Origin of the sequence: uncultured Candidatus Puniceispirillum sp. (assembly GCF_963979125.1) — a bacterium.
In the GTDB taxonomy this organism is placed as follows: Bacteria; Pseudomonadota; Alphaproteobacteria; order Puniceispirillales; family Puniceispirillaceae; genus Puniceispirillum.
Genome location: NZ_CAXBVX010000013.1, coordinates 24,274 through 32,651 on the forward strand (window position 1 = coordinate 24,274; position 8,378 = coordinate 32,651).

Annotated in this window: 7 protein-coding genes; 6 read left to right on the plus strand and 1 reads right to left on the minus strand. The window is 47.3% G+C overall.

What is annotated here, in order from left to right; translation table 11 throughout:
* Positions 1-99 precede the first annotated feature (99 nt).
* The 6 genes from ABNT28_RS02780 (at position 100) to galK (ending at position 6,716) form a co-directional block, all read left to right on the plus strand.
* Positions 100-1,341 (plus strand): extracellular solute-binding protein, encoded by a 1,242-nt coding sequence (locus ABNT28_RS02780; protein WP_332924756.1) that lies wholly within the window; start codon positions 100-102, stop codon positions 1,339-1,341.
* Positions 1,342-1,436: 95 nt separating this feature from the next.
* Entirely contained in the window at positions 1,437-2,369 is a 933-nt protein-coding gene (locus tag ABNT28_RS02785; protein WP_332924755.1) for a sugar ABC transporter permease, read from the plus strand.
* A gap of 2 nt (positions 2,370-2,371) precedes the next feature.
* Positions 2,372-3,223 carry a carbohydrate ABC transporter permease gene (locus ABNT28_RS02790; protein ID WP_332924754.1) on the plus strand — a complete coding sequence of 284 codons (852 nt, stop codon included), beginning with the start codon at positions 2,372-2,374 and terminating at the stop codon, positions 3,221-3,223.
* Between the two features lie 19 nt (positions 3,224-3,242).
* Positions 3,243-4,571 carry an alpha-glucosidase/alpha-galactosidase gene (locus ABNT28_RS02795; RefSeq protein WP_332924753.1) on the plus strand — a complete coding sequence of 443 codons (1,329 nt, stop codon included), beginning with the start codon at positions 3,243-3,245 and terminating at the stop codon, positions 4,569-4,571.
* On the plus strand, positions 4,571-5,629 hold the full coding sequence (galT, locus tag ABNT28_RS02800) for a galactose-1-phosphate uridylyltransferase (protein WP_332924752.1): 1,059 nt from the start codon (positions 4,571-4,573) through the stop codon (positions 5,627-5,629). The genes ABNT28_RS02795 and galT overlap by 1 nt, the downstream gene beginning before the upstream one ends.
* Positions 5,622-6,716, plus strand: a complete 1,095-nt coding sequence (galK, locus tag ABNT28_RS02805) for a galactokinase (protein ID WP_332924751.1) — start codon at positions 5,622-5,624, stop codon at positions 6,714-6,716. The genes galT and galK overlap by 8 nt, the downstream gene beginning before the upstream one ends.
* Here galK and ABNT28_RS02810 read toward each other — a convergent pair.
* A partial coding sequence (locus ABNT28_RS02810) for a beta-galactosidase (RefSeq protein WP_348720982.1) occupies positions 6,711-8,378 on the minus strand: 1,668 nt, incomplete at its 5' end. The genes galK and ABNT28_RS02810 overlap by 6 nt on opposite strands.

Sequence of the window (8,378 nt, forward strand, 5' to 3'; positions counted from 1 at the left end):
TAGGATGTTTGTCTTGGGATTCCGTTCCACAGTGAGCATGTAGCACTCTGCCTGCGGGCGTTGCTGTCACGATATGCATGAAATTCCTGGGAGGGACCAATGAAGAAATTTTTGATGGGGATGGTTGCCGCTACTGCGATGGCTGCAACTGTTGCAAGCGCAGGAACGCTTGTTATTAACACCGATACATCGGATCCGGCGCCAAAAGAAGCGTTCGAAAAGATGATCAAGAAATTTGAAGCTGAAAATCCGGATGTGACTGTTGAGTGGAATCTTTTTGACCATGAAGGTTACAAGCAATCTATCCGTAACTTTTTAACAACGGACGCGCCAGATGTTGCAAATTGGTATGCGGGTAACCGTATGCGCCCCTTTGTGAAGGCAGGTCTTTTCGAGGACGTATCAGACATCTGGAGTGATTCAGGATGGCAAGATGGTGCGCTGACAGGCTCAATGGCGCATGCCAAAAAGTCTATGACAATTGCTGGCCGCCAGTGGGGTGTGCCTTATACCTATTATCAGTGGGGCGTTTACTACCGCAAAGACATCTTTGAAAAGATGGACATTGCCGTGCCAACTACATGGGCAGATTTTGTTGCTGCCTGTGCCAAGTTAAAGGCTGGTGGCGTTACACCTATCACAATAGGTTCAAAATATCTCTGGACAACAGCAGGCGTGTTTGACTATCTGAATCTGCGCACAAATGGTTATGAATTCCATATGGATCTTGCGCTTGGCAAAGTGCCTTATACCGACCCTCGCGTGCAAGCCACTTTTGACAAGTGGGACGAGTTGGTCAAGCCAGGCTATTTCATTGAAAATCATGCGGCCTATAGCTGGCAAGAAGCTTTGACACCAATGGTCAAAGGTGAAGCTGCCATGTATGTCATGGGTAATTTTGCTGTTGCGCCTTTGCGTGAAGCTGGTTTGACTGACGATCAGCTTGGGTTTTTCCAGTTTCCTGAAATCACCCCAGGCATCCCCATGGCCGAAGAAGCGCCAACCGATACGATTCACATCCCAGCAAATGCCAAGAACAAGACTGACGCCAAGCGTTTCTTGATCTTTATGGCGCGTGCCGATGTGCAGACCGAAATCAACGGTATTCTAGGTCAGTTACCAATCAACAATGCATCAACCGTAAAGGATGATAAATTTCTCAAGGCTGGTAATAACATGCTGAACAATGCCTATGCGATGGCACAGTTCTATGACCGTGATGCCCCTGCTGAAATGGCGTCTGCTGGCATGAAAGGTTTCCAAGAATATATGGTTAAGCCTGATCGCCGTGACGCGATCCTGAAGCGTTTGGAAAAAGCGCGTCAGCGCGTCTATAAGTAATGTAATTACGGGAAGGCTGGTGTCTATCGGCCTTCCCTTTTTTTATATTTATTCCGTTTATTATCTGATTTTAAAATTTAATTTGGTTTAGGCTGATGACCACAGCGCATGAAGCACAAACAAATGTGACGCTTCGCCAGTCGGGTTGGTGGAAGCGTAACCAAAGAGCACTTATGCCATGGCTGTTTCTTATGCCAGGCATTTTCTTGTTTACGGTCTATGTTTTGTGGCCAATCATGTCGTCAATTTCGATTAGCCTGTATCAATGGGATGGGCTTTCACCAGCAACCTATGTGGGGCTGGAAAACTACATCGAATTGATGGATGACGAAGAATTTTATACAGCATTATGGAATAATGTCCGCTGGCTTGTATGTTTTATGGGCGCGGTGCCGATTGGTTTGGCTTTGGCACTGTTTCTCAATCAGGTGGTGTTTGGCATCCGGCTGATAAAGTCGCTTTTCTTTTTTCCGTTTGTTATTTCACAAGTTGTTATTGGCCTAGTATTTACTTGGTTCTATGAGCCAAATTACGGCATTATTTCTCCGTTGCTTGATCTGGTCGGGCTTGAAGGCTGGGCTATTCTGGCAGATGAAGATTATGCGACTTACGGTATCATTTTTGCAGGCATTTACCCGCAAATTGCCTATTGCATGATCCTTTATCTTACCGGGCTTAACAATGTCAGCGCTGACCAGATTGAAGCTGGGCGTATGGATGGGGCAACTGGTTTTTCATTGTTCTGGAATATTATTCTACCACAATTACGCCCAGCTACCTTTATCGCTGTTGTCGTGACCATTATCGGATCACTACGTAGTTTTGATATGATTGCGATTATGACGCAAGGTGGGCCATGGGGGTCAACAAACGTGCTTGCTTATTTCATGTTTGAACAAGCCTTGAGCGAATATGGCTATCGTATGGGGTATGGGTCGGCTATCGCTACGATTCTGTTCTCGATCATGATGGTCTATATTCTGTTTTTCATATATCGCATGTATCGCGATGAAAAGCGGGGGCTATAGGCATGTTTCCAACGCCAATTGAAAAAGCCAGCCCTGCCAATCAAATGCTTTATAAAATAGCATTGCCAGTTGCCTTGCTGATATGGCTGGTACCTTTGCTTGGGGTGGTGATGACCGCGGTGCGTGGATCTGCCGATATTACAGCTGGTAATTTGTGGGGCGTACCAAGTGAGTGGCAAGCGATCCAAAATTTGACCGACGTCTTTACCAATACGCCCATGTTCATGTTCATTTTGAATAGCTTCAAAATCACCATACCAACGGTGATTGGCGCTGTGGCTTTGAGCTGTATGACTGGCTTTGCCCTTGCAATTTACCGTTTCAAGGGCAATCTGCTGATTTTCTTTTTGTTTGTTGCGGGCAATTTTATTCCCTTTCAGATTCTGATGATTCCAGTGCGTGACTTGACCTTTCAAATTGGGCTTTATGATACCGTTACTGGCTTGGCTATGTTTCATATCGCCTTCCAGACAGGGTTTTGTACATTGTTCATGCGTAATTTCATCCGCGCATTACCTTATGAACTTATCGAGGCGGCGCGTATTGATGGTGCGTCCGAGTTCAAGATTTTCTGGGCGGTGGTTCTGCCCTTGATCCGCCCTGCGATTGCAGCCCTTTGCGTGCTTATTTTTACCTTTATCTGGAATGACTATTTCTGGGCAACGGTTTTGATTCAAGGTCAGCATGCGATGCCTGTTACGGCAGGCCTGAAATCGCTAAATGGACAATGGATTTCTGCCTACCATCTGATTTCGGCAGGCTCGATTATGGCGGCATTGCCACCTGTGATTATTTTCTTTCTTATGCAACGGCATTTCATTACGGGTCTTACGTTTGGAGCCAGCAAAGGCTGATGTTTAGCAAGGTAAATAGATGATGAAAATTGCAATGATAGGCGCTGGCAGTACCGTTTTCATGCAAAACATTCTGACGGATGTGTTGCTTGAAGATTGTTTTAAAGATTGCTATGTGGCACTGCAGGATATTGATGAAAAGCGGTTGAAAACATCACAACTGGTTGCTGAAAAAATTAGTTCTACGGTTAAGGCTAACCCAAAAATTACCGCGACAACTGATCGTCGATTAGCGCTTAAAGGTGCAGATTTTGTTGTGATCATGATACAGGTTGGAGGTTATAAGCCGTCCACTGTGATTGATTTTGAAATTCCAGCGAAGTATGGCCTGACGCAAACGATTGCGGATACGCTGGGTGTTGGTGGGGTGATGCGTGGTTTGCGAACCGTTCCGGTTCTGGCTGACATTGCCCGCGACATGCTGGATATATGCCCCAATGCCCTGATGCTACAATATGTCAATCCAATGGCGATCAACTGCCTAGCTTTGTCACGGATGCTGCCAGATCTGCGCTATGTAGGCCTATGTCATTCGGTACAAGGAACAGCCATTGATCTAGCGCGTGATTTGGGTGAATCCATTGATGATATTGAATTTGAATGTGCAGGGATCAACCATGTCGCTTTCTATACCAAATTTGCCAAACGATATGCTGATGGCAAGGTTGAGGATCTGTATCCACGCTTGCATGGATTAATTGATGGTCGTGATTACGGTGCCAATTATGATGGCTGCACGAATCATGTACGTTATGAAATGCTGCGACGGCTTGGATATTTTGTAACTGAATCATCCGAGCATTTTGCTGAATATACGCCATGGTTTATCAAGAATGGCCAGCCGGAACTCATCAAAAAATTTGATATTCCTATCAATGAATATATTCGTCGTTGTGAAGATCAGATCGAAAAATGGGATACACAGGAACAGGCATTGTTATCCGACAGCCCCATTCTATGTAAAAAGTCAGTTGAATATGCGGCGCGTATTATGCATGCGGTGGTGAATGACGTTCCTGACCATATTAACGGTAACGTATTGAATGATGGATTGATTGGCAATTTACCCGCCAATGCCTGTGTCGAGGTGCCATGTATTGTCGATAAGCGTGGTATCACGCCTCAGGCTGTTGCTGATTTACCACCGCATCTTGCCGCGATCATGCAAAGCAGTATAAATGTTCAGGCGTTGACTGTTGAAGCTATCATCACGGGTAAAAAAGAACATGTCTATCACGCGGTGATGATGGATCCACACACAGGTGCTGAGCTTAATCTTGATCAGATATGGAAGATGGTTGACGAGCTTCTTGACGCACATGCTGGCTGGTTGCCTACACTAAACTAATGGCAAATTTTCATACAAAATATGTTGATCGAGGGAATGGGCGTAGCCTATGGCTATATGCTGAAAGCGCGCGTGATTACGACCTGCTTGATAGTTTGCCATCCGTGCCAAGCGCTGATGCACATATGCGTTGGCATCCGTTATTGCGGGAATGGGTTTGTCACGCTGGGGCACGGCAGGGGCGTACCTTTTTACCGGACGCTGCCGATTGTCCGCTTTGTCCCGCCAGCAACGGTGGCAGGCTCACCGATATGCCAGCTACCAATTATGAAATTGCGATCTTCAGTAACCGCTTTTCTGCCTTATCAGCCGAAGCGAGTACGCCGCCGGAACTAGGAGTTGCAACAGTGCCCGGTATTGGGTTTTGTGATGTCGTTTGTTACAGCGCTGACCATAATTCATCGTTTGCAACGATTGGCATTGACCGAATTAGCTTGCTGATCGCGGCGATTGGTCATCGCTGGGACGCCTTGATGGATGATGGCCGCATTCAATATGTTCTTCCTTTTGAAAATAGGGGCCGTGAGATTGGCGTGACGCTGGATCATCCGCATGGGCAGATTTATGCCCTGTCACATATTCCAGCTTTGATTGCACGTGAGGCAGACAGTTTTGCCGCGGCAAATCCACTTGATGATATTGCGACGCGTATTAATCCTGACCTGATTCTGACGCAAAATGAGAGTGGTCTTGTTATGGTGCCAGAATGGGGACGTTATCCATTTGAAACATGGGTTGTGCCTCACCGCCGCATGGCGTCCCCTGCTGAATTTACTGAACGTGAACGTATCCAGTTTGCTGCTTTGATGCATGATGCTGTCTCGCGGTTGGATGCTGTGCATAAAACGCCGATGCCTTATACTTTGGGCTGGCACACGGCACCACGTGGTACGCAGGACAGCTTTCATTTCTATTGTGCTTTTCGACCATTGCGTCGCAGTGCTGACAAGCTGAAATATCTGGCATCGGTCGAGCAGATCACTGGTACATTTCTGGTCGATATTCCGCCTGAACAGGCAGCTGAATTATTGGCGGGCAGGCTGACGCCACATGCGTAGCGCATTGTTTGAAAATCATTTTGGAATTGTGCCAGATGTGGTTGCGATTGGGCATGGCCGTGCTAATCTGATTGGCGAACATACCGACTATAATGATGGATTGGTGATGCCAGTATTGCTCCGACATCATACGGTTGTTGCATTGTCACCGCGTGACGACAATATGATCTACGGTGTATCAGACAGATTTGATACGCTTAACCGTCCCGTTGAAAGCCCGTGCGATGGTAGCTGGCTTGATTTTGTACACGGAGCGTTGGTAATAGCAGGTCAAAACGGATTTTCCAGCAAGATCAAAGGACAGGGCGGTGTAAATATTGCCGTGTCATCAAACGTACCAGCTGGGGCTGGGGTATCATCATCGGCGGCTTTTGAAATTGCACTTTTGCGGGCGTTGGGATCATTAGCGCCGAACGTATTTGATAGGATCAGTCCGGCACATTTAGCGCGTATGGGACAGCAGATAGAACATGAATTTGTGGGCACAAATTGTGGCATTATGGATCAGATGATAGCGGCAGTTGCACCTGTTAATCAGGCTATGCTGTTTGATATAAGGTCGATGGAAACACGCTGTTTGCCACTTTTTGTCGGACATGATTTTCTGGTCATTCATTCGGGTGCTGACCGTAAGTTATCCGAAGGTGCCTATAATGAACGTCTGTTACAATGCCGCAATGCCGCTTGTGAAATGGGGGTTACGTCATTGCGTGACGCTGATCTGGCTGGCTGTGCCAGACTTGCTGATCCATTATTGCAGAAACGGGCTCGCCATGTGATTTCGGAAAATATCCGCGTTCAGGATGCGGTCGTTGCATTGGAAACAGGCAAGGCAGATAAATTCGGCCAGCTCATGGATGACTGCCATATTTCGCTTGATGTTGACTTTGACGTGTCATCGCCGATTTTGAATGCTCTGGTGGCAAACTTGAAAGCGGCTGGTGCCATTGGCGCGCGGCTGACAGGTGCGGGTTTTGGTGGTTGTGTGATTGCGTTATGTGCGCGGGAACAAAGCGCGCATATCCTAGCCGCGATTAGTTCATCAAATCCAAAAGCGTGGCTGGTGGACCGTATCGAAGGTCTATAAATCAATCTGCATAATGCTGACGCCAGCGGCTGGCACATCTTTCGTGCCCAAGATGAATGTGCCTGAAAAGCTGTCAGGAATAATTGTAATTTTTCTGCCATAATTAACAAAAATAAGCTTGTTGCCACGTTGACGCACACGTAAATAGTTAGGCATTTTATGCGGTATGATTCCCGCATCGAGCATAGCTTTGCCGATAACATTGTCAGCTAATTCGGCATCTGGCCAGCCAGCTAGATAGGATGTGCGATTGCTTTTTATCACTGCTGGATATCCATCATCGCCAGTTGCAATCAGGGTGCCTTGCGCTGTTACATGTTCACGCCAGATTTTGAAATTGCCTAATATTTCATCATCTGACACGGAAATTGTCTGGCTTGCAGGCAAAGCATCAACGCGGGTTATTGTAACACCAGTGACACTGGCTAGCGGGCCAGGTGCCAAATTTTTAGGCAGTTGAAAGTCGATTGTCTTGGCACCAGTGCGCGGACCAATCAAAATCTGTCCGTCAAAACCTTCCATCTGCTGCGCCAGACTGTCTGGAACATGCATAAGGCAGGGTGCGATAACCAGAGCATAACTGCTGATATCATCATGTGGGCCAATGATATCAACGGAGCCGCCTTGTCGGCGAATTGAGCGATAAAAATCTAGCATCAAGGGTAGATAGGCGAAATCGTCACTTTGGCCATCAAGTTCGCTGATCCAGTCAGCTTCATAATCATGTATCAGGGCAATCTTTGCCTGTGTTGTTTCAGCATCATCAAGTAGTTCAAGTTCGCTGGCAAACTGCTTTGCTTCGGCAAGACCGGCAGCGGGTTCATTATTGCGCAACATCAAGCCAGCATGCATCTGTTCTTGGGCAAAAGGGGCTTGTCGCCAGCGGAAATAGCTGACCAGCTCGGCGCCATGCGCGATAGCTTCCCAGCTCCACATACGCACAGCACCAGCTCTTGGTACTGGATTATATTTTGCCCAATTTACCGGCCCTGGCTGCTGTTCCATAATCCATAAACGCCCCATGCCGCGATACAGGTCATGATGAAAGGCTTGAAAGTCAGGTTCACCGGTACGCATGCACTCATCATAGGTTTGTTGATCATGTGCGGTATTTGCGCTTGGGTAGGCTTGCATATTTTGCAACATGCCAAGTGGATAGCTGTCCCATGACGCAATATCCAGATCGGCTGCGACCGGCCTATGATCAAATTGGGCAAATGCGCCCATGTAATTATGAGCTATTGGCCGACCTGGTGACAATCGGCGCAGAATATCAGCCTGCTCTTTGTTGAACGCGACAACGGCCGCAGTGCTATAGCGCCTGAAATCAAGGCTATGAGCTGGATTGGCTTCGGTAACAGTCAGATTCGGCAGTTCAATTTCTGTGAAACACCCTACCTCCATCGACCAGAATGCATTGCCCCATGCCGCATTAAGCGCTGAAACCGTACCATAACGGTCAGCAAGCCATGCCTGAAACCCAGCCTTGGCGGCTTGGGAATAGGAATAAATCGTGTCATGACATCCATATTCATTATCAGTTTGCCATGCGGAGACAGCGCCTATTTGTCCGTAACGCGCGGCGATCGCTTCGGTGATCCGACATGATTCTGCGCGATAGCCTGCATGTGAAAAGCAATAATGTCGACGCGATCCAAAACG

Excerpts from the sequence above, each read along its gene's own strand:
- galT (WP_332924752.1), top strand. The coding sequence starts at position 4,571 with ATGGCAAATTTTCATACAAAATATGTTGATCGAGGGAATGGGCGTAGC.
- ABNT28_RS02790 (WP_332924754.1), top strand. The coding sequence starts at position 2,372 with ATGTTTCCAACGCCAATTGAAAAAGCCAGCCCTGCCAATCAAATGCTT.
- ABNT28_RS02785 (WP_332924755.1), top strand. The coding sequence starts at position 1,437 with ATGACCACAGCGCATGAAGCACAAACAAATGTGACGCTTCGCCAGTCG.
- ABNT28_RS02780 (WP_332924756.1), top strand. The coding sequence starts at position 100 with ATGAAGAAATTTTTGATGGGGATGGTTGCCGCTACTGCGATGGCTGCA.
- galK (WP_332924751.1), top strand. The coding sequence starts at position 5,622 with ATGCGTAGCGCATTGTTTGAAAATCATTTTGGAATTGTGCCAGATGTG.
- ABNT28_RS02795 (WP_332924753.1), top strand. The coding sequence starts at position 3,243 with ATGATGAAAATTGCAATGATAGGCGCTGGCAGTACCGTTTTCATGCAA.